At 71.3% G+C, this 19,353-nt stretch carries 19 protein-coding genes; 6 read left to right on the top strand and 13 right to left on the bottom strand.

The window, feature by feature from the left end; translation table 11 throughout:
• Positions 1-8: 8 nt before the first annotated feature.
• Genes kduI through BQ6202_RS10910 form a run of 4 tightly spaced genes read right to left on the bottom strand, consistent with a single transcriptional unit; the run spans position 9 to position 3,716 of the window.
• Positions 9-842, bottom strand: coding sequence for a 5-dehydro-4-deoxy-D-glucuronate isomerase (gene kduI, locus BQ6202_RS10925; protein WP_072314478.1), 834 nt, complete (start codon positions 840-842; stop codon positions 9-11).
• 23 nt (positions 843-865) lie between these two features.
• Positions 866-2,173: a TRAP transporter large permease gene (locus tag BQ6202_RS10920; RefSeq protein WP_072314477.1), complete on the bottom strand. Its 1,308-nt coding sequence runs from the start codon at positions 2,171-2,173 to the stop codon at positions 866-868.
• Positions 2,170-2,706, bottom strand: a complete 537-nt coding sequence (locus BQ6202_RS10915; RefSeq protein ID WP_083587212.1) for a TRAP transporter small permease — start codon at positions 2,704-2,706, stop codon at positions 2,170-2,172. Before BQ6202_RS10915 ends, BQ6202_RS10920 begins: the two co-directional genes overlap by 4 nt.
• The gene (locus BQ6202_RS10910; protein WP_072314475.1) at positions 2,706-3,716 is read right to left on the bottom strand and encodes a TRAP transporter substrate-binding protein; all 1,011 of its coding nucleotides are present in this window, start codon (positions 3,714-3,716) and stop codon (positions 2,706-2,708) included. The genes BQ6202_RS10915 and BQ6202_RS10910 overlap by 1 nt, the downstream gene beginning before the upstream one ends.
• 106 nt (positions 3,717-3,822) lie before the next feature.
• On the opposite strand from BQ6202_RS10910, the gene BQ6202_RS10905 reads away from it, so the two are divergent.
• From BQ6202_RS10905 to BQ6202_RS10890, 4 genes are read left to right on the top strand one after another with little or no spacing between them, the layout of a single operon-like run.
• Entirely contained in the window at positions 3,823-4,899 is a 1,077-nt protein-coding gene (locus BQ6202_RS10905) for a zinc-dependent alcohol dehydrogenase (protein ID WP_234946197.1), read from the top strand.
• The gene (locus tag BQ6202_RS10900) at positions 4,896-5,651 is read left to right on the top strand and encodes an SDR family oxidoreductase (RefSeq protein WP_072314474.1); all 756 of its coding nucleotides are present in this window, start codon (positions 4,896-4,898) and stop codon (positions 5,649-5,651) included. Before BQ6202_RS10905 ends, BQ6202_RS10900 begins: the two co-directional genes overlap by 4 nt.
• On the top strand, positions 5,648-6,271 hold the full coding sequence (gene eda / locus BQ6202_RS10895) for a bifunctional 4-hydroxy-2-oxoglutarate aldolase/2-dehydro-3-deoxy-phosphogluconate aldolase (RefSeq protein WP_072314473.1): 624 nt from the start codon (positions 5,648-5,650) through the stop codon (positions 6,269-6,271). The genes BQ6202_RS10900 and eda overlap by 4 nt, the downstream gene beginning before the upstream one ends.
• Positions 6,268-7,209, top strand: coding sequence for a sugar kinase (locus BQ6202_RS10890; protein ID WP_072314472.1), 942 nt, complete (start codon positions 6,268-6,270; stop codon positions 7,207-7,209). The genes eda and BQ6202_RS10890 overlap by 4 nt, the downstream gene beginning before the upstream one ends.
• 604 nt (positions 7,210-7,813) lie before the next feature.
• Here BQ6202_RS10890 and BQ6202_RS10885 read toward each other — a convergent pair.
• Positions 7,814-8,308 (bottom strand): FBP domain-containing protein, encoded by a 495-nt coding sequence (locus tag BQ6202_RS10885; RefSeq protein ID WP_072314471.1) that lies wholly within the window; start codon positions 8,306-8,308, stop codon positions 7,814-7,816.
• Between the two features lie 289 nt (positions 8,309-8,597).
• Here BQ6202_RS10885 and BQ6202_RS10880 point away from each other — a divergent pair, with 289 nt between their 5' ends.
• Entirely contained in the window at positions 8,598-9,884 is a 1,287-nt protein-coding gene (locus tag BQ6202_RS10880; protein ID WP_072314470.1) for an adenylosuccinate synthase, read from the top strand.
• A 67-nt stretch (positions 9,885-9,951) separates the two neighbouring features.
• Here BQ6202_RS10880 and BQ6202_RS10875 read toward each other — a convergent pair whose 3' ends face one another.
• From BQ6202_RS10875 to BQ6202_RS10865, 3 genes are all read right to left on the bottom strand, one after another.
• A complete protein-coding gene (locus BQ6202_RS10875) occupies positions 9,952-11,319 on the bottom strand; it encodes a YihY/virulence factor BrkB family protein (protein ID WP_234946196.1) in 1,368 nt (455 codons plus the stop codon).
• Between the two features lie 94 nt (positions 11,320-11,413).
• Positions 11,414-11,818 (bottom strand): VOC family protein, encoded by a 405-nt coding sequence (locus BQ6202_RS10870; protein WP_072314469.1) that lies wholly within the window; start codon positions 11,816-11,818, stop codon positions 11,414-11,416.
• 35 nt (positions 11,819-11,853) lie between these two features.
• Positions 11,854-12,585: a DUF899 family protein gene (locus BQ6202_RS10865; protein ID WP_072314468.1), complete on the bottom strand. Its 732-nt coding sequence runs from the start codon at positions 12,583-12,585 to the stop codon at positions 11,854-11,856.
• Positions 12,586-12,726: 141 nt separating this feature from the next.
• Between BQ6202_RS10865 and BQ6202_RS10860 the strand changes: the two genes are divergently transcribed.
• Complete coding sequence (locus BQ6202_RS10860) at positions 12,727-14,265, top strand: glycosyltransferase family 2 protein (protein WP_072314467.1); 1,539 nt, start codon at positions 12,727-12,729, stop codon at positions 14,263-14,265.
• Here BQ6202_RS10860 and gdhA read toward each other — a convergent pair.
• From gdhA to BQ6202_RS10835, 5 genes are all read right to left on the bottom strand, one after another.
• Entirely contained in the window at positions 14,258-15,604 is a 1,347-nt protein-coding gene (gene gdhA, locus BQ6202_RS10855; RefSeq protein WP_072314466.1) for an NADP-specific glutamate dehydrogenase, read from the bottom strand. The genes BQ6202_RS10860 and gdhA overlap by 8 nt on opposite strands.
• A 109-nt stretch (positions 15,605-15,713) precedes the next feature.
• Positions 15,714-16,325 (bottom strand): hypothetical protein, encoded by a 612-nt coding sequence (locus BQ6202_RS10850; protein ID WP_072314465.1) that lies wholly within the window; start codon positions 16,323-16,325, stop codon positions 15,714-15,716.
• A gap of 203 nt (positions 16,326-16,528) precedes the next feature.
• Positions 16,529-17,416, bottom strand: coding sequence for a serine hydrolase (locus tag BQ6202_RS10845; RefSeq protein WP_072314464.1), 888 nt, complete (start codon positions 17,414-17,416; stop codon positions 16,529-16,531).
• On the bottom strand, positions 17,413-18,267 hold the full coding sequence (locus BQ6202_RS15235; protein WP_072314463.1) for a LysR family transcriptional regulator: 855 nt from the start codon (positions 18,265-18,267) through the stop codon (positions 17,413-17,415). The genes BQ6202_RS10845 and BQ6202_RS15235 overlap by 4 nt, the downstream gene beginning before the upstream one ends.
• Positions 18,268-18,436: 169 nt before the next feature.
• Complete coding sequence (locus tag BQ6202_RS10835) at positions 18,437-19,258, bottom strand: hypothetical protein (protein WP_143143720.1); 822 nt, start codon at positions 19,256-19,258, stop codon at positions 18,437-18,439.
• Between the last annotated feature and the right edge of the window lie 95 nt (positions 19,259-19,353).

Below are 19,353 nucleotides of genomic sequence, written 5' to 3'. Positions count from 1 at the left end.
GGTCTGCCTCATCTCATGTCGACGATCGCGACGCCGTCCATGTCGTCGAAGGACTGGTTCTCACCGGCCATCGCCCACACGAACGAGTAGTTCGATGTTCCCACGCCCGAGTGGATGGACCACGAGGGCGAGAGCACGAGGCCGCCGTCGCCGACGAGCAGGTGCCGCGTCTCCTGCGGCTCGCCCATCAGGTGCACGACGCGCGCGTCCTCTGCGACGTCGAAGTAGACGTAGAACTCGGTCCGCCGGTCGTGCGTGTGCGCCGGCATCGTGTTCCACATGCTGCCCGGGTGCAGCTGCGTGACGCCCATGACGACCTGGCAGGAGCGCACGCCGTTCTCGTGGATGTACTGGTTGAGCGTGCGGCGGTTCGAGGTCAGCGGATCGCCGAGCTCGCGCACCGTACCCTGGCCGGGCTCGACGAGGGCGGTCGGGTAGGTGGTGTGGGCGGGCGCGGAGAAGCCGTAGAACCGGGCCGGATGCGCGGCGTCGTCGCTCTCGAAGGTCACGTCGCCGACACCTCGACCGAGGTACAGGCACGCGCCGTTCGCCATCGCGAAGTGCTCGCCGTCGGCGACCACCGTGCCGGCGGCGCCGATGTTGACGATGCCGATCTCGCGGTGGTCGAGGAACCGCTCCGAGCGGATCTCCGGCACCGCCTCGAGCGCGAGCGGCGCATCCGTCGGCACAGCGCCGACGGCGACCACCCGGTCGTAGTGGGTGACGACCGTGCGCACGGCGCCCGGCGTGAAGAGGTCCTCGACGAGGTAGCGGTCGCGCAGCTGCTGCTGCGAGGCGCCGGGCACCTGCTCGGGCGACGTGGGTCCGAAGATCGCGGTCATGATGAGGTCCTTTCGACGAGGGATCAGAGGAGGCCGAGGAGGCCGGGCAGCCACAGCGAGAGCTGCGGGACGAAGACGATGACGAACAGCATGGCGATGAGCACCAGCAGGAACGGCACGAGCTTCACGATCACGGGCTCCAGCCTGACCTTCGCCACCTGCGCGCCGACGAACAGCACGGGCGCCGAGGGCGGTGAGATGACCGCGATCGACAGGTTGAAGACCATCATGATGCCGAAGTGCACGGGGTCGATGCCGTAGGAGACGGCGATCGGCAGGAAGATCGGCGTGAAGATCAGGATGGCCGGGGTCGGGTCGAGCGGGATGCCGATGAGCAGCAGCACGATCATCATGATCAGCAGCACGACGACCTTCGAGTCGGTCCAGCCGAACAGCGACTCGGCGATGAGCTGCGGGAGCCGAGCGTAGGTCATGACGTAGGACATGATCGTCGAGACCGCGATCAGGAAGATCACGATCGAGCTCGTGCGGCACGCCTCGTAGAGGATGCGCGGCAGGTCCTTGACCGAGATGGTGCGGTAGATGAAGGAGAGCACGAGCGCGTAGATGACCGCGATCGCCGAGCCCTCGGTGGGGGTGAAGAAGCCGGCGACGATGCCGCCGATGGCGACGACGATGAGGCCCAGCGACGGCACGGCGCGCCAGAAGGTCGTCAGCACGACGCGCAGCGGCGGCCACGGCTCGCCCTTCAGCTCCGGGTGGCGGCGCGCGTAGACGAAGACGACCGCGGCGCACGCGAGCGCCCATAGCACGCCGGGCACATAGCCGGCGATGAAGAGCGCGCCGACCGAGGTGCCGCCCGCGGCGAGCGAGTAGACGATGAGCGTGTTGCTCGGCGGGATGAGCATGCCTGCCGGTGCGGAGGCGATGTTCGCCGCTGCGCTGAAGGCCCGGTCGTAGCCTGCCTTCCGCTGCATGGGCGACATCGTGGCGCCGACCGCCGCGGCGGTCGCGACGGCGGAGCCCGAGACCGCTCCGAAGATCGTGTTCGCGATCACGTTCGTCTGCACGTAGGGCGCGGGCGTGCGTCCGACGAGCACCCTGGCGAGGTTGATGAGCCGCTCGGCGATGCCGCCGTTGCTCATGATCACCCCGGCGAGGATGAAGAAGGGGATCGCCAGCAGGGCGAAGGAGTTCGCGCCACCGAACATCTGCTGCGCCGCCGTGATGGCGCCGCGGTCGAAGTCGACGATCAGGAGCATGCAGAGCGCGCTGGGCAGCGCGATCGAGATGGAGACGGGCGCGCCGATCGCCAGCAGCAGCACGAGGCCGCCGATGAGGATGGCGCTGATGGTGCCGGGGTCGATCACAGTGCCGCCGCCTCGAGGTCTTCGTCGGGGTCACCCACGTGGCCGACGTAGCGGCTCGTGAAGGTCCCGGCGAGGTGGATGAGCAGGTAGACGGTGAGGAGCGCGCCCGAGATGGGCAGCGCCAGGTAGAGCTGGCCCTGCGACAGAGGCAGCAGCGGGTTGGTCTGGCCCCACGCCATCATCGACTGCTGCAGGCCGCCGAACACCATCACGTACAGCACGAACGCGAGCGTCGCGAGGTAGGCGAGGATGTCGGCGACCCGCTGCAGCCGGAGGGGGAGCTTCTCGACGAGGAAGTCCATGACGACGTCGGCCTTCTCGCCGACCGCGATCGCGATCCCGATGAGGCTCACCCAGACGAAGGTGAACCGTGCGGCCTCCTCCGACCACGCGCTCGGTGCGCCGAGCACGAGCCGGGTGAAGACCTGCCAGGCGACCAGCCCCACGAGCAGGGCGAAGAGGCCGACGCACAGCGTGCGCAGCGTCGTGTCCAGCCAGGTCCTGGCCGTCGTCATGAGCTTCCTGGCAGCCATCAGCCGCGCGCCGCCTCGATGGCGTCGTAGATCGACTGCGTCATCTCGGTCGTGACGCGCTCCTCGTGGAGCGGCAGCACGGCCTCGCGGAACGCCTCGACGTCGACGTCGTTGAACTCGGCACCGGCCTCCTCTGCAGCGGCGACGGCCTCGTCGACCGCCGTGCTGAAGAGCTCGAGCTCGGAGTCGGTGGATGCGGTGAGCAGCTCCTGGAAGATGCTCTGCGTCTCCTCGTCGAGGCCGCTCCAGACCGCGGGGCTCGCGATCAGGTAGTCGGGCATCATGAGGTGCTGCGTGCGCGAGTAGTACGGCGCGATCTCGTCGTGCGACAGCGTCGAGAAGATGAGCTCGTTGTTCTCGGCGCCGTCGAGCACGCCCGACTGGATGGCCGTGTAGACCTCGCCCTGGGCCATCGGCGTGCCGACGCCACCCATGAGCTCCATCATCCGCACGTTCGTGTCCGAGCCGATGACACGGATCTTCTGGCCGCCGAGGTCAGCGGGCGACTGCACCGGGCCGACGCTCGAGTACACGTTGCGCACGCCGCCGTGGTAGGCGGTCATGACCTGGATGTTGTCGTCGAGCAGCGCGTCGTAGAGCTCGCCGACGATCTCGCGGTCGTTGAGCACGCTCATCTGGTGCTCGGGCGACTCGTAGAGGTAGGGCAGGTTCACGACCGACATGTCCGGCTCGAAGTTCTCGAGCAGGCTGCCGGCGACGATGGCGAAGTCGATCGTGCCCGACTGCACCTGCTCGATCGTCTCGGCCTGGTCGCCGAGCGTCTCGTCGGTGTAGAGCTCGAGCGAGTACTGGCCGTCGGTGCGCGACTCGAGCTCCTCGGAGAGCTGCGCGAGCGCCTGCGCCTGCGGGTGCTCGGCATCCTGGTTGAAGGCGACGCGGAAGGTGGTCGCCGGCTGCTCGCCGTCCCCTCCGGCGCCTGAGCACGAGGCCAGACCGATCGTCATGACCGCTGCGACGCTCAGCGCGCCCAGCATTCGTCGTCCCTGCATGAGTTCCTCCTCGTTGAGAGCCATGTGGCATTCGGGCTTGCGCCCGTGGCGGGGTCAGGGGCTACTCTAACCAGATAGAACTCAGTTGCGCCAGACGGAACTCCAAATGGAAGCAAGTTTCATCGGCGCGCTGCACGACCTCGAAGAGGAGATGGCGTTGCGAGCAGCGAGATACACCGGCAGCGGTCGCATGGAGGTCGGCACCGCCGAGCCCCGCACCCCGGCGGACGACGAGGTGACCATCCGCGTCGCCTACAACGGCATCTGCGGCACCGACCTGCACATCGTGCAGGGGCACATGGATGCGCGAGTCGACGCGCCCGCCGTCATCGGCCACGAGATGAGCGGGGTCATCGACGCGATCGGTGGCGGGGTCGACTCGCTGACGGTGGGGCAGCCGGTCACGGTGATGCCGCTGCGCTGGTGCGGCGAGTGCGCCTCCTGCGCCGCCGGTCACACCCACATCTGCCAGCGCCTCGACTTCGTCGGCATCGACTCACCCGGAGCGCTGCAGGAGCTGTGGACCGTGCCTGCCTCGATCGTCGTGCCGCTGCCGGAGGGCCTCCCGCTGCAGCACGCGGCGCTGGTCGAGCCGCTCGCGGTCGCCGTGCACGACGTGCGGCGCTCACGGCTGACCGCGGGTGAGACGGCGGTCGTCATCGGTGGCGGCCCCATCGGCCAGCTGATCGCCGTGGTCGCCAGGGCAGCGGGCGCGACCGTCATCGTCGCCGAGCCCGACGCCGAGCGCCGTGCCTTCGCCGCTGCGCAGGGCTCGATCGCGGTCGACCCGATCAGCGAGGATCTCGCGGCGATCGTCGAGGAGCGCACCGGCGGCGCCGGCGCCGACGTCGTCTTCGAGGTCGCCGGCACGAAGGGCACCGCGCTGGACGCCACCCGGCACGCACGCACCCGTGGTCGCGTCGTGTTCGTCGCCATTCACCCGGAGCCCGTGCCCGTCGACCTGCACCGCATCTTCTGGCGCGAGCTCGAGGTGCTCGGCGCCCGCGTCTACGAGCGCGAGGACTTCGAGCGCGCGATCGTGCTGCTCGACCAGGGCGCCGTGCCTGCGGCCGCCCTGATCAGCCGGGTCGTGCAGCTCGACGACACGATGGCGGCGTTCGACGCGCTGCTCTCGGCCGCAGCCATGAAGATCCTCGTCGACGTGCAGGGAGCAGACCGATGACCATCAGCTTCGACCTCACCGGCCTCACCGCCGTCGTCACCGGGGCACGGCGCGGCATCGGCTTCGCGATGGCCGAGGGCCTCGCAGCAGCGGGTGCCGACATCATCGCCGCAAGCGCGAGCCAGGAGGCCGACGGCGGCGCCATCGGCGCGCGCGTGCGCGAGCTCGGCCGCGCGTTCGAGGGCCACCGCGTCGACTTCACCGACCGGGAGGCGGTGCTCGCCTTCGGACAGGCGGTGCAGGGCCGCGCGGACATCCTCGTCAACAACGCCGGCACCATCCGTCGGTCACCGGCCGCCGAGCATCCGCTCGAGTGGTGGGATGAGGTGCTCGACGTCAACCTGCGCAACCAGTTCGTGCTGACCCAGGCCATCGGCGCCGGCATGCTCGAGCGCGGTCACGGCCGGGTCATCTTCACCGCCAGCCTGCTGAGCTTCCAGGGCGGCATCAACGTGCCCGGCTACACCGCCGCGAAGTCCGGCATCGCCGGTCTCGTGAAGGCGCTGAGCAACGAGTGGTCGGCTCGCGGTGTCACCGTCAACGCCATCGCGCCCGGCTACATCGCCACCGACAACACCGCTGCGCTGCGCGAGGACGAGGACCGCTCGCGGGCGATCCTCGAGCGCATCCCGGCCGGGCGCTGGGGCAGGCCCGAGGATCTGCAGGGCGCCACGGTGTTCCTCGCGAGCCCCGCGGCGGCGTACGTCACGGGCGTGACGCTGCCGGTCGACGGTGGTTGGATGGCGCGATGAGCGCGGTGGCGATCGACCTGAGCGGCGTCGTCCCGCTCGCGACCGTCGAGGGGGAGGCCGCCGCCGACGCCATCGCCGAGGGCCTCGTCGCCGGTGGTCTGCCCGTCATCGAGGTGGCGCTGCGCAACGACTTCGGGCTCGCGGGCATCGCGCGCATCGCCGCCCGCGGCGACGTGGTGGTCGGCGCCGGCACCGTGCTGACGGTCGGGCAGCTGCAGCGCAGCCTCGACGCGGGGGCGCGCTTCATCGTCTCGCCCGGGCTCGACGAGGAGATCGTCGAGGCGGCGCTCGCGGCAGGCGTCCCCGTGCTGCCGGGCGTGCAGACGGCGAGCGAGGTGCAGCGCGGGCTGCGGCTCGGCCTCGACCGGCTGAAGCTCTTCCCCGCGGCGGCCGTGGGCGGCCTGGGGCTCATCGACGCCTTCGCGCCGGTCTTCCCGAAGGTGCGCTTCATGCCCTCCGGCGGCGTGAAGCCCGCCAACCTCGCCGACTACCTCGCGCATCCGTCGGTGTTCGCAGCCAGCGGCTCATGGATCGCCTCGGCCGACCGCGTCGCGGCAGGCCCCGAGGCGATCGCCGCAGCGGCCCGCGAGGCCGTCGCGATCGTCGAGGCGCAGCCGTGAGCGTCGTCACGATCGGCGAGTCCCTCGGGCTGCTCGTCGCCGGGCGCATCGGGAGGCTCGAGCTCGTGCCGAGCATGGACCTCGGCTTCGGCGGCGCCGAGAGCAACGTGGCCGTCGGCCTCGCCCGGCTGGGTACGCCCGTGACTTGGATGGGCAGGCTCGGCGACGACGCGCTAGGCCGGCTCATCGTGCGGCAGCTGCGGGCGGAGGGCGTGACGACCTCCGTCACGCTCGATGAGCAGGCGCCCACCGCGCTCATGCTGAAGGAGCGGCCCGCCGCGGGCGCGAGCTCGGTGAGCTACTACCGGGCGGGGAGCGCCGGCTCGCGGCTCGCGCCCGAGCACCTCGACCTCGAGCGCATCCGCGGTGCGCGCGTGCTCCACGTCACCGGCATCTCTGCTGCGCTCGGCGACGCGCCGCGCGCGGCGCTCGACGCGGCGCTCGATGCGGCGCAGGAGGCCGGGACGGTCGTCTCGTTCGACGTCAACCACCGCTCGCGGCTGTGGGGCGCAGCGGAGGCGGTGCCCGCCTATCGCGCGCTCGTCGCGCGCGCCGACGTCGTCTTCGCAGGTGAGGACGAGGCCGAGCTGGTGACGGGGGAGCGCGACCCCCGGCAGCAGGCTGCGGCGATCGCGGCGCTCGGCGCCGGCCAGGTCGTCATCAAGCGCGGCGCCGAGGGGGCGATCGCGCTGGTCGACGGCGAGCTGGCCGAGCAGAGCGCCTTCCCGGTGCAGGCGGTCGACACCGTCGGGGCGGGCGACGCGTTCGTCGCCGGCTACCTCTGCGAGCTGCTCGCAGGCTCGCCGGTCGCTGAGCGGCTGCGCACCGCCGCTGCATGCGGGGCGCTGGCGTGCACCGCACCTGGGGACTGGGAGGCGGCGCCGGACCGTGCCGCGATCGCCCGACTGCTCGACGGAGGCGACCCGGTCCAGCGCTGACCCCGCCCGCCGCCCACGCCCACGCCCCGCCCGCCGCCCAGGCCCCTGCCGCCGACGCTCCGAGTGGCGCCCTCCAACATCGAGTGGCGCCTCCCGGCCCTGAGTGGCGCCTTCCGGCCCTGAGTGGCGCCTCCCAGCGTCGAGTGGCGCCTCCCGGCGTTGAGTGGCGCCTCCCGCGATCGAGTGGCGCCTTCCGGCGTTGAGTGGCGCCTTCCGGCGTTGAGTGGCGCCTCCCAGCGTCGAGTGGCGCCCTCCAGCCTCGATCGGCACCCACCGCCATCGAGTCGCGATGCCCAGCCGCGGCGTCAGGTGTCGTTGCCAGCCGTCGGCCGCGCGCGCCGCCACTGGATGCTGGAAGCCGCCTCTGGATCGCGGGAGCCGCCACTGGATCGCGGGAGCCGCCACTGGATGCTGGAAGCCGCCTCTCGATCGCGGGAGCCGCCACTGGATCGCGGGAGCCGCCACTGGATCGCGGGAGCCGCCACTCGATGGCGGGAGGCGCCACTCGACGCTCGGAGGAGCCGCTCGGTGCCGAGCGGTCCAGGGGGCGGGAGGGGAAGCCGCCAGGGAGCGCGCCGTGGCGGGACGGTCGGCGTCCCAGCCGTCAGCGCTGCCGCGCGACCGCGTCCGCGAAGCCAGCCGCGCGCATCCGCAGCTCGTCGATGCGGCGCAGCCGCGCTGCCTCGAGGTCGTAGCCCTCATAGGCCAGCGGCGGCAGCCTGCGCACGTTGCGCGAGCACTCGAACTCCTCGCACACGAGCGTGCCGACGGTGTTCCCGTTGCGGCCTGCGGGGCCCGCGAGCTTCGCGCTGTAGAAGACGACGTCGTTCGGCAGGCGCACGTCCTGGCACCACGAGCACTGAGCCCTGGCGCGAGGCGCGGCGTCGGCGCGCCGCAGCAGGATGCCGACCGGCGCACCGTCGAGGGAGGGCGCGATCACGTAGGCGCGCCGAGCGATCTTCGGATCGCGCCACCCGAGGTAGTCGAGCGCACCCCAGTCGGTGTCGTCGAACCAGTCGGGCAGCGTGATGCTGGTGGCCTCCTTGCGGCTCGCGTTCACGAAGGTGGCGCGGAGGTCGGTGGCGGTGATGGGCAGCATGAGGGATCGCCTCTCGAGAGCCGGCGCAGGGGGCCGGCGATGGATGGTGGAGGAGGGCACAGCGACGCGGGCCCGGCCGGGCCGTCGCGGTGCCGCGTGCCGGTCTGCCACGCAGGCGGACCGGGTGCGGCGACTACCTGCCGCCGGCGGGGGTGCCGCCGACGACCTCCTCACGCCTCGAGGGCGTCGCTGCTGCGAAGCTCACCCCGCCAGCCTACGCACCCGCGTCGGAGGGCGTCCGGCGCTCGATAGGGTGGGGTGTACGCGAACCCGTCGAAGGGAAGCTCCCATGCCAGGAATCGTCATCGTCGGCGCCCAGTGGGGCGACGAGGGCAAGGGCAAGGCCACCGACCTGCTCGGCAGCCGCACCGACTACGTCGTCAAGTTCAACGGCGGCAACAACGCGGGCCACACCGTCGTGGTCGGCGATGAGAAGTATGCGCTGCACCTGCTGCCGTCGGGCATCCTGACCCCCGGCGTCACGCCCGTGATCGGCAACGGGGTCGTCATCGACCTCGAGGTGCTCTTCGACGAGCTCGAGGCGCTCTCCGCGCGCGGTGTGGACGTCTCGAAGCTGCGCGTCTCGGCGAACGCGCACATCATCACCGACTACCACCGCACCCTCGACAAGGTGACCGAGCGCTTCCTCGGCAAGCGCTCCATCGGCACCACCGGCCGAGGCATCGGTCCGGCGTACGCGGACAAGATCAACCGCGTCGGCATCCGCGTGCAGGACCTGTTCGACGAGTCGATCCTGCGCCAGAAGATCGACGGCGCGCTCGACAACAAGAACCACCTGCTGACGAAGGTCTACAACCGCCGAGCGGTCACGAGCGACGAGGTCTTCGACGACCTCGTCTCCTACGTCGAGCGGCTGCGCCCGATGGTCGCCGATACCGGGCTCGAGCTGTCGCAGGCGATGGATGCGGGCAGGACGGTCGTGTTCGAGGCCGGTCAGGCGACCATGCTCGACATCGACCACGGCACCTACCCCTTCGTGACCTCTTCCACCGCGACCGCCGCCGGGGCGGCGCTCGGCTCAGGCATCGCGCCGGGCCGCCTCGACCGCGTCATCGGCATCGTCAAGGCCTACACGACGCGCGTCGGCGCCGGCCCCTTCCCGACCGAGCTGTTCGACGAGTGGGGCGAGCTGCTGCGCAAGAATGGCTTCGAGTTCGGCACCACCACGGGCCGGCCGCGCCGCTGCGGCTGGAACGACACGGTCATCACGCGCTACGCCTCGCGCATCAACGGCCTCACCGACATCGTGCTGACGAAGCTCGACGTGCTGACGGGCATCGAGCAGATCCCGGTCTGCGTCGCCTACGACGTCGACGGGCAGCGCTTCGACGAGATGCCCATCTCGCAGTCCGACTTCCACCACGCCACGCCGATCTACGAGACGCTGCCGGGCTGGAGTGAGGACATCACCGGCGCTCGTCAGCTCTCGGACCTGCCGGCGAACGCGCGGGCCTACGTGCGCTTCCTGGAGGAGCGCTCGGGCTCGCGCATCTCGGCCATCGGCGTCGGCGCCGACCGGGAGGCCATCGTGCAGGTGCACGACCTCATCGACTGACCTCGCCGCGGCGGCGCTCGGCCGGCGCTCGGCGTGGCCGTGAGTTCGTATGTGTTCGGTGCCGGGGTCAGCGGCCCTTGCGCTGCCACGGCCAGCGGCGGGGGCGCTGCGCTGGCTGACCGGTCTGCCCGAGCTCGACGTGCTGGCGCGTCGCGGCGACCACGCTGATGTGCTGGGCGCGGACGGCGCGCTGGCTCGCCTTGCGGCCGGCCTTCGCGTCGGCCTGCGCGTGCTGATCGTCGCTGCCGCCGTCGCCGCTGTCCCGGCCACGGCTGCTCGCGCGTTCGCGGCCGCGGTCGTGGTCGTGGTCGTCCGAGTCGTCGTCCTCAGCCGGCGCGTCGTCGGCGTGCGCCTCGCGCAGCTCGCGACCCTCGGCCTCGAGCTTGTCGCGCGCCTCGGCCATCTTCTCGACCTTCTTCGTGCCGCGCGGCGGCAGCTGGATCGCCGACTCCGCCTCGATGCCGGCCTGCAGCTCGCGGGCGCGCTCGACCTCGGCGTCGACCTCGGCGCCGAGCAGCAGGACGATGTTGAAGATCCACAGGGCGAACAGCAGCGCCATGACGCCACCGATCGCGCCGTAGGCGCCGTACCCGGAGGAGAAGGCGAAGTAGATCGACAGGGCGACGGCGGCGACCGCGATGCCCACGATCGCGACGATCGAGCCGATGCTCACCCACGTGAACTTGGGCTGCTGCAGGTTGGGAGCCAGGTAGTAGAGCAGCGCGATCATCAGGACGACGAGGCCGAGGATGACGGGCCACTTCACCCACGCCCAGATGGGCAGGAAGGTCTGCGTCATGAAGGCGAGGAAGTCGCTGAGCCCGAGCGGCTCGGCGATGGGACCGAGGACACCGGTCACCAGTGCGTCGTTGACGGCGATCGACACGAGGATCAGCACGATGCCGACGAGCACCGAGATGGTGATCAGCAGCATCGTGGCGGTCTGCTTGATGAAGCCGCGCCCCTCCTCGATGCCGTACACGATGTTCATGCAGCGCGAGAAGGCCTTGACGTAGGCGGATGCCGACCACACGGCGGTCGCGATGCCGATGATGAGGGCGATGACACCGCCGGTCGCGGACTCCGTCATGGTCGTGACGAGGTTCACGACGATCGGCTGCGCGTCTGCGGGGACGTACTGCTGCACGACGTCGTCGACGAGGGTCGTCACCGTCTGCGCGTTGTTCGCGAACACCAGCGCGATGATGGAGAAGACGGCCAGCAGGCCGGGCGCGAGCGACAGCACCATGTAGTAGGTGAGCATCGCGGCGAGATCGGTGCCGCCGTCGCTGCTGAACTCCTTGATGGCGCGCTTGAACGCGTACTTCCAGCTGGCGCCCTCGAGCTTGGGCGGGTCGTCGGGCTTCGCCCCGTGGTCGGGTGCTGGCGCGTCGGCAGCGTCGAGCGTCGCGTCGATCGGGTCTCTCGTCGTCACCGGGTGTCCTCTCGCTCGTCGCCCCGGGCGCGGAGCGCGTGTGAGCACGCTACTCCGAGAGGCTGAGCGATGTACCCCGAGATGAGTCGGGCGATCAGGCTCCGGCGTGCTCGAACCCGATGAGCCAGCGGATGCCGTAGCGGTCGACCACCTGCCCGTCGCTCGCTCCCCACGGGCGCTCCTGCAGCGCATCCAGCACCGTGCCGCCCTCGCTGAGCGCGTCGAACCAGCGCGCGAGGGTCTCGGGGTCGGCGGTGCCGAGCAGCGCGACGCTCGCGCCCCGCATGTCGAGCGGCTCGTCGTCGCCGACGGCGTCGGTGCCGTAGAAGGAGACGGGCCCGACGAGCATCCCGTGACCGATGGCATCCGCCGGGCCGTCGGTGCGCCCCATGTCGGCGAGCGTGTGCAGTGCGAGCTCGCCGCCGAACACGCCCTGGTAGAAGGTGAGCGCCTCCCGCGCGGTCCCCGGGAACCAGATGTAGATCGACATCGCTGTCATGGTCGTGCCTCTCGTCGGCAGCGTGCGTGCTGCGGTCAGTGGTGGTGCTGCGCGGATGCGTCCACGGGCGTCGCGTCGGGCCGGCTCCACTGCGCCGTGGGTCGCCCGTCGACGCGCCAGGCGCTGAACGTGGCCTCCTGCGGCCAGCCGTCCGGCGAATCCTCCCACTCCTCGCCGCGACCGTAGGCCGTCATATCGGCGACCGCCATCTGGCTCATCATGGCCTCGACGCCGCGCCCCGTGATCCAGTTCGTCGCGAAGATCCGGTCACCCCGTCGCAGCAGCGCGAGGTACGCGCCCTCGGTCTCGGGCCCCAGCATCGCGTCGTCGACCTCGCGGTTCGAGAACCACGGATGCGCGGAGCCCATGAAGGCACGGAAGGGCGCGAGCTCGCTCCACGCGCCTCGGCTCAGCACGGCGAACGAGATGCTGCGGGCGTTGAGGTAGGAGGCGTCGTGCACATCCCAGAGCGTCGCGGTGCAGCCCTCGCACTGGCCCTCGATGGGCTGGCCGTCGTGCCACATGTGCTTGTACACGACCAGCTGCGGGCGGTCTTCGAAGAGCTCGAGCAGCGGCGTCGGCCCGCGCTCGCCGACGAGCGTGACGTTCGGCACCTCGGTCATCGGCAGCCGGCGGCGAGCCGCCGCGATCGCGTCTCCCTCGCGCGTGTGCGCCTTCTCTCGGTCGAGCAGTGCCAGGCGCGCTCGCATCCACGCCTCCCTGTCGACGACCTGCGGGGCCGGGGTGGTCGCATCGATGCGCAGCATGCGGCGATGTTAACACCGTTCACATGGAACGGGAAGGCCTGCGCCGCTGCGCCTCGCAGGAGATCTGTACTCCGCGTGGAGGTGCGCTCGCTAGCCTCCGAGCATGCGCCTCGCCCCCGCCGCTCCCTCGAGGAAGCGACCGTGACCCGCGTCGGAACCGCTGCGACGAGCCGTGCGCGAGCGCGCCCGCTCGCCGCGGTCGCCCCGGTGCTCGTGCTCCTGACCGCGTGGTCCTCGCTCGCCGTCGGCGCGGGCGTGCTCCTCGCGCTGCTGGCCCCACCGGCCGGTGCGCTCGGCTGGGGCGCGCTCGTCGTCACCGCCGCGCTCGTGGGCCTCGCTCTCCTCGCCGGCCTCCGCCAGCTCCTGCTGCTCATCGCCGCGCAGGTCCATCGTGCACCGCCTGCACCACGCCTGCTGCCTGCAGCCGGCGCGCGCGTGGCGCTGCTCTACCCGACGGCCGACGACTTCCGCGCCGACGTGATCCAGCGCAGCGCGCGGCAGACGCATCCGCACACCCGCACCGTCGTGCTCGACGACTCCTCCCTGCCCGAGACGCGCGAGCGCGTCGGCGCGCTGGCGCGGAGCGGCGGGATCGAGGTGCATCGCCGCGGTGACCGCACCGGCGCCAAGGCCGGCAACCTCAACGCATGGCTCGACGCGCACGGCGACGAGGTCGACTACGTCGTCGTGCTCGACGCCGACCAGGAGGTGGGCGACGGCTTCGTCTCGGGGGCGCTGGCGCGCTTCGCCGCACACCCCGAGGCCGCGGTCGTGCAGGGCAGGATCCGATCGCGATCGGGCGAGACCTCCTTCGCGCGCGACTTCTCCGGCCTGTTCACCCGCCACGCAGACACGAAGCTCGCGGCGCGCTCGGCGCTCGGCGTCGTCGACTTCTGCGGCAGGGGAGCGATGCTCGACGTCGCCGCGCTGCGCGACGCGGGAGGGTTCCCGGAGGTCGTCATGGAGGACACCGCGCTCACCGTCGAGCTCGAGCGGCACGGGCAAGCCGTGGTCGCGGCACCCGAGCTCGTCTCGGTCGAGGACACCCCGGTCGACCACACCGCCTTCGCGGTGCAGTTCGGCAAGTTCGCAGAAGGAGCGGTGCAGCTGCTGGCACGCTCGAGCCGCAGCATGTTCGACACCCGCTTGCGCGTGCGGCGGCGGGTCGACGTGGCGCTCGAGCTGCTCGTGCCCGTGCTCGCCGCGGTCGTGCCGCTCGCCGTCTTCGGCTACTCGGTCGTCGGCGCGGCCACCGGCGTCGAGGCGTTCCCCTGGCAGCTCGGGCTGCCGCTCGCGGCGCTGAGCCTCGTGCCCCTGCTGCCGGAGGCGCTGCACCGCGCCCGCACCAGCGGCATCATCCGGGGCCTCGCCTTCACAGCGCGTGCCTCGATGCTCTACGCCTCCATCGGGATCGTCGCAGCACGGGCAGTGGTCGCCGTCGCGATCTCGGGCCGCGCCCGCTTCCGCATCACGCCGAAGGAGCGGGCCGAGCGCCGCGCATCCGTCGTCGTGCGCCGCCGCGCGCCCGAGCTCATCGCCGCCGGCGTCGCGATCGCGGTCGCGGTGCTGAGCGCCGGGCGCCCGGAGCTCGCCGCGCCGTTCATCGTCATCGCCGCCACCGCGATCGCGTTCGGGTGGCGGGATGCGGTGGGCGAGCCGGCGGGGGAGCCGGTCAGATGACGCCGAGCGCGAGCATCGCGTCGGCGACGCGGTTGAAGCCCGCGATGTTCGCACCGGCCACGTAGTCACCCGGCCGGCCGTACTCATCCGCCGTCTCTGCGCAGCGGTCGTGGATGCCCTTCATGATCTCGTGCAGGCGCGCATCCGTGTGCTCGAAGGACCAGCTGTCCCGCGAGGCGTTCTGCTGCATCTCGAGTGCGCTCGTGGCGACGCCGCCCGCGTTCGCGGCCTTGCCTGGCACGAAGGCGACGCCCGCGCTCGCGAAGACGCGCGCTGCCGCCTGCGTCGCCGGCATGTTGGCGCCCTCGCCGACGACCGTGACGCCGTGCTCGACGAGCGCGACCGCGTCATCCTCGTCGAGCTCGTTCTGCGTCGCGCAGGGCACCGCGATGTCGCACGGCACCGACCAGATGGTGCCGCTCGACGAGAAGGAGGCGTGGGGGCGGGCGTCGACGTACTCCGAGATGCGGCCGCGCCGCACCTCCTTGATCTCCTTCAGCAGCTCGAGGTCGATGCCCCGCTCGTCGACCACGTAGCCGGCGGAGTCGCTCGCCGCGATCACCGTGCCGCCGAGCTGCTGCACCTTCTCGATGGCGTAGATCGCGACGTTGCCCGAGCCCGAGACCACGACCCGCTTGCCCTCGAAGCTCTCGCCCTTCGACTGCAGCACCTGGTCGAGGAAGTAGATCGTGCCGTAGCCGGTCGCCTCCTTGCGCACCTGCGAGCCGCCCCAGGTGGGGCCCTTGCCCGTCAGCACGCCCGACTCGTAGGCGTTCGTCAGCCGCTTGTACTGCCCGAACATGTAGCCGAGCTCGCGCCCTCCGACGCCGATGTCACCCGCGGGCACGTCGGTGTACTGCCCGATGTGGCTCGAGAGCTCGGTCATGAACGACTGGCAGAAGCGCATGATCTCGGCGTCGGAGCGCCCCTTGGGATCGAAGTCGCTGCCGCCCTTGCCGCCGCCGATGGGCAGCCCGGTGAGCGAGTTCTTGAAGATCTGCTCGAAGCCGAGGAACTTGATGATGCCGAGGTAGACGCTCGGGTGGAACCGCAGGCCGCCCTTGTACGGCCCGAGCGCCGAGTTGAACTGCACCCGGAACCCGCGGTTGATCTGCACGACGCCGCTGTCGTCGATCCACGGCACCCGGAAGATGATCTGCCGCTCGGGCTCGACGATGCGGTGCAGGATCTGCGCGTCGACGTAGTCGGGCCGCTTCGCGACGACCGGGCCGAGGCTCTCGAACACCTCGCGGACGGCCTGGTGGAACTCAGCCTCGCCGGGGTTCCGGCGCAGCACGTCGTCGAAGACGGGCTCGAGGTGGGGGTGCAGCTGCGTCACGCGATGACTCCTTGGGGGTGTCAGACAACTCGCCGATCGTATCGCGCGGGACATCCGACGCCGCGGGTGCTCGTGCCCGCGGCGAAGGCTCGAGCTCGGCACGCTCTCGCTAGGGGCAGGCGAACTCGTGGGTGGCGGGCCAGACGGGATTCCCCGGGTCGCTGAACAGCTCCAGCGTCGCTCTGCCAGAGTGCCACCGCAGGGCATACGTGCCGGAGGCGACAGGTCGATGCCCGTCATCGGCGGTCCAGGAGCCCACGACCCTGCCGACGCCGCCGGTCCCGACCGCGTAGACATCGCCGCCGCCCGCGAAGACGAAGGATGACTCGCGGACCGCCACCTGGCAGGTCCCTCCTCCCGTCGGGCTCAGCACCGTGTAGGTCGAGGGTCGATCGATGAACCAGGCGGAGGCGCTCACGAGGCCGCCCGCCACCGCGCACACCAGGGACGCGGCGACCCAGGCGGTCGAGCGGCGAGCGCGAGCACGATCTGCCCCGGACCGTCTCGCGCCGCGTCGGCGCACCAGCGCTCCAGCGCCGATGACGGTGAGGGCGATCGCGACGAGGATGCCGCCGATGGCCCAGCTCGGGAGGACCCGCCCGCCCCCCACGATCACGATGCCGAGGAGCACCGCGGCGACGGACAGCGCAGACAGCACGAGGCTCGTCGCGACAGCCCAACCGGGGCGCGCGGCACTGGAGCGCTGCGTGGACGCGTGCATCGCTCATCCATCCCTTCGGTCGGTCGCCGCCGAGCCAGTGGAGGCGCTCGGGGCGCGGGTGCTGCGCCCCAGCATCTCGAGGCGGAGCGGTGAGGGCAAAGTGCGCGATGCTCTCGCTGCATCTGCATCGCGACTGAGCCACCGGACAGCGCGAGGGGCGGCGCAGTCTCGCAGCCCGGGCGTCGGAGGGTGCCGCCTCGCCGTCACGCTGCGTCGCGAGGCTCGCGCAGCCCGTGCACGGCGATGCGCGCTGCTTCACCGATGGCCGCGTCGATGCGCGGCTGATGGCGCTCGGCGCGAATGGCGCGGGTGAAGATCGCGACGGCGATCGGCAGCTCGTCGGGGAACGTCACCACCGCGATCTCGTGCCGCAGCGCCCCGAGGCTGCCGGTCTTGCCGGCGACCACGACGTCGTCGTGCGGGAACCCGGAGGCGATGCGATGTCTCCACGCCTGCCCCGCCATCGAGGCGCGCACCCAGTCGAACGCGCGTCCCTCCTGCTGCCACAGCCACGTCAGGAGACGTGTGGCATCGAAGGCCGAGGTGGCGCTCGCGTGCGCTGGATCGTACTCGGACGTGCCTTGGTCCTGGGCGATGCTCGCGAGGGCGATGAGCGCGGCGTCGAACGAATGGGTGGCCGTGTCGTGCATCGCTGCGTCGAGCGACTCGCGCGTCGACCGACGCAACGTCGTCGCTCGCAGCTCGAGGTCGCTGACGAGCCGCTCCATGCGGGCCGGCGTCACGGCATCGAAGACGATGTCGGCCGCCGCGTTGTCCGAGACGCTCAGCATGGATCGAACCAGGTCGCGGCTGCTCATCTCGATGTCGTCGGCGAGCGCCGCGATGCCGGTCGGCCCCTCCAGCCGGTGGTCCGGAGCGCAGCGGTGCCGCTCCCTGGGATCGAGCTCACCCGCTTCGACCGCACGTGCCCAAGCCGCAGCCACGTGCGCCTTGTAGACCGAGGCCATCGGCACGACGACCGAGCCGCCGATGTCGACGGCCATGGGGCCGCCGATCTGGCGGGCGTGCAGGAACCCCTCGACGCTCGCATCGAGGAAGACGTCGGCGATCGCCGCTGCGGCGCGGCTCACGATCGGGCGTCGGCGCGAGGAGGGAGTGCGTGCTGCTCGAGCACCCGCGTGATCGCCGAGGTGATGGGTTCGTAGGCGATGGCACGCGATCTGGCCACGGGCACGACGGCCTTCACGCGCAGTGCGAGCTGAGGCCCTTCGTCGTCGTGCGCGGCGAGCGACGTGCCCGCGGCGATCCCCGCCGAGACGAGGGCCCTGCGAGCCACGAGGCCATCTGCTTCGACGGTCTCGCCGGTATGGCCGAGCCTGCGGAGCAGATCGACGAACTGGTCGTGCGCCGCTGGGTGATCGGTCCTCGGGGCGACCGCGACAGGGAGCGTGAGCCCGCGCAAGGGGTGGAGCCGGCTGGGATGCCGTGCTGTGAGCGTCATCGGGAGGCTCGTGACCGCCGTCGCCTCGGTGCCGTCGATGATGCTGGGGTGGCGCACGATGGCGATGTCCAGCTGACCGCTGGCGACCAGCTCGATGAGCTCTCGGCTTCCCCGGATCGTCGGCGTGCACGGCGCGCCCGCCTCCCGGACCGCGGTGAGCACAGGATCGACGAGAGGGTCGAGGTCGTCGAACATGCCGATGCGAAGGGTCGCGCGCGATCGCAGGCGGCCCGCCTGCTCGACGAGCTCTTCGGCCATCTCGATGATCCGACGCGCTCGCGGCTCCAAGCGGCTGCCGTCCGCCGTCAGCGAGACGCCGCGGGCATCGCGCTCGAACAGTCGCACGCCCAGGGTGCGCTCCAGCTTCTGGATGCCCTGGGACAGTGGCGGTTGGGTCATCCCGAGCGAGACCGCCGCCGCGCCGAAGTGGCGGTGATCCGCGACCGCGAGGAAGAAGCGGAGGTGTCGGTGCAGGTCCATGGAGAGCTCCAGTCGCGATTCCTATAGATGACCCCGTTCGATCGACTCTGCCTATCGAATCGGGACTCGGGAGTCTGGCACAGCCGCCTCGAGTCCCGGGGATGGTGCCAGCCACATCACGCCCTTCGGCGCCGATCCCGTCTGAGTGGCGGTGATCCTCGCAACCGCATCACGCGTGCGAAGGCGTCGCTGATGCGCTCCTGCTGTGCGCACGCACCAGCACCACGATCGCCCCGACGAAGAGCGCGAGGAGCACCGGCGGAACGGCGAGCCCCGGCATGGTCACGGCCGCGCGGAAGACCTCGAGTCCGTACTGCAGCATCTCTGCAGGATCCCGCAGCAGTCCGTGCGCGCCGGTCGCCGAGCTCACGGCGGTGATCGCGGCGGGGCCGACCCAGAGGATGACCGATCCCCCGAGCACGGCGACCACCCGGCCGATGGTCCCCGCACCGCCCCATCCGATCGCGAGGCCGATGAGGATCGCTGGCAGCCAGCGGGAGAGGCCTAGGAGAGCCATCGTCGCCTCGCTCTGGTCTGCACCGGGCGGGAGGACCAGTGCGTTCAGCCAGATGCCAGCGGCAAGCGCGCCGGCGCTCAACCCGAGCATCGCGCCGGCCACGGGTGCCTTGGCGATGAGCAGGAGTGTCGTCAGCGCCATCGCTGTGGCGATGGCCACCGCGGCCACGAGGGCGGTGAGGTACGAGGTCGCCGCGTCGCTCTCCTCCAAGCCGCGTGCGACGACGACGCACGCCTGCGCTCCCGCACCCGCATGGACGAGCAGCACCGCGAGCACGATCAGCGTCGAGCCGCGCCGAGGGAGCTGGGCGCCGAGAGCGCGGGTGACCAGACCGGCGATCGCGGCCCCGCTGACGAGGAGCCCGGGGATGAGCGTCGTGGCGGTCTGGTGGAGGGGGAGGAGGGCGATCGGCATGTCCCCCGGCGCCGCCGGTGTGTCCCACAGGTCTTGCAGCGGCAGGCGCGTGCCTGTCATCAGCCACGGCAGCAGCCCCACCGCCGCAGCGGCGAGCCCGATCAAGAGGCACGACGTCCTCCTGAGGCGGGAGCGGCGCACCCCGCCGCCTGGGA

Origin of the sequence: Agrococcus sp. Marseille-P2731, assembly GCF_900117395.1 — a bacterium.
In the GTDB taxonomy this organism is placed as follows: domain Bacteria; phylum Actinomycetota; class Actinomycetes; order Actinomycetales; family Microbacteriaceae; genus Agrococcus.
Note: the sequence above shows the minus strand (reverse complement) of the source record. Positions and strands in the feature narration are given on the sequence as shown.